Origin of the sequence: Mucilaginibacter sp. 3215, from assembly GCF_050433785.1 — a bacterium.
In the GTDB taxonomy this organism is placed as follows: domain Bacteria; phylum Bacteroidota; class Bacteroidia; order Sphingobacteriales; family Sphingobacteriaceae; genus Mucilaginibacter.
Map to the genome: position 1 here is coordinate 1 of NZ_JBNPWO010000040.1, position 1,603 is coordinate 1,603.

1 protein-coding gene is annotated in these 1,603 nt (G+C 39.2%); it reads right to left on the reverse strand.

The annotated features are described in order from the left end of the window. Positions 1 to 11 precede the first annotated feature (11 nt). Positions 12 to 1,406 carry an IS4 family transposase gene (locus tag ABIC84_RS27470; RefSeq protein ID WP_426589699.1) on the reverse strand — a complete coding sequence of 465 codons (1,395 nt, stop codon included), beginning with the start codon at positions 1,404 to 1,406 and terminating at the stop codon, positions 12 to 14. Positions 1,407 to 1,603: the final 197 nt, after the last annotated feature.

Below are 1,603 nucleotides of genomic sequence, written 5' to 3' on the forward strand. Positions count from 1 at the left end.
CACCATATCCGTTAACCTAAGGGATTGAATATGTCGTAAACAATCTCAAAGGCTGCTTTTTTCCGTTTCTTAGGTTCAATGAGCATGTTTTTTATAATTGGGAAAATGAATATCTCGCACCACTGTTCAAAGCTCATGGAGCTTTTTACCACTTTTCTTAATGCATAATCAAACTGGCGTGCCTGCTTGAAAAACTTCCACATAGAGCAAGCGTATCCGGGCACTCCCTTTTGAATAGCTGCATCGATACATCGGAAGATCTTCCAGTTGAGTAATATCCATATGAATTTGGCGATCAACTGGCATTCCAATCTGTCTTTTTTAACTGCCTTGATCTGATGTATACCGAACAACGATTTCCATGTTTTGAATACTAATTCAATCTGCCATCGTAAGCGATACAATTGAATAATAGCTGCCGCGTTAAGGGATTCTTTCGTTGTATTGGTAATGAATACGCTGAATTTACAACGGGTCTTGTACTTATCAGTAAGTTTACTTTTCTGACTTTTTGCTTTTTGTTCAGCTTTTCTTATTCGTTCTGACCATACCGCCTCCGGTACAGGTAAAGCGATCAGGCGACAAGTGATGGCATCTTTACCTGTTCCAACAATAACCTCCGTATCAAAATGATTATTATTATTCTGCATCTTTTGGTACAGCTTTACCCAATCTATCTGCTTACCATTGCTGCACTGGACAAACTTTACCTGTGGGTGAGGTCTGTTCAGGAAAAATGCCTCTTCCTTAATTACTCTTGCAAGATATTCTAATGTTACAAACCCCAGGTCCCGGATATGCAATTCGTCTTTGCAGATCCGGTCTAATGTCTTTCCCGAATGACTTTGGTCATTTTCAGTTGCTTTTGTTAATTCAAGGTTCTCCCAGTTCCCGTGCTTCAAATCAAAAGAATACTGAATGTTCATAATAGAAGATACTCCAAAGTTTCCAAAGCCTGGATAATCTTCCGCGAATTGGTCGGGTAGCGTAAACTTAGAGGAATCAGCGATTAGCACACGTGAAAAAGGCTGCCAGCTGTTTAGCTGGCCATGATCCAGCTTTAAAGCCATTTGGGTTGACAAAACCGATTTCAGAAAGTCAAGCGTTCTTGTATTGAAGCGTTTGTGCAGTCCAACTTTACTTAAAGATTTCTGATGTTGCTGGGCCAGATCGTTACAGCAATCCTGCAGACTAAGCTGGCTATGGTCTAAATCACTAAACATCAACGTGTCGATAAACTCCGATGGTTTTAGCTTGGACTGCCTTTGTAGGAAACCACTTTTTCGAGCTAATTCAGAAAGTTTATCAGGGTCTATAACTGAGCGGATGCTGGTTTGTAGTTCGGATGCATAATCAGTAACAAATGTACTTTGATCGAAAATAAAAGGCGCTTTTCCCCTTAAAATGAATGATTATCGCGAAAAAAAACTTATTTTTATAAAAGAAAAGGCGGTAATTGCCTCGAAAACAAACCGCCTTTTTAATAAATATTAAACTATACAAATATGGGAAAATCTAAGTGGTTTTGCCCAATGGCGAAGCCCCGTCATTTATAACTCCTCAAAAAAACTTTTTTAAAATCCTTAGGTTAACGGCTATGGTG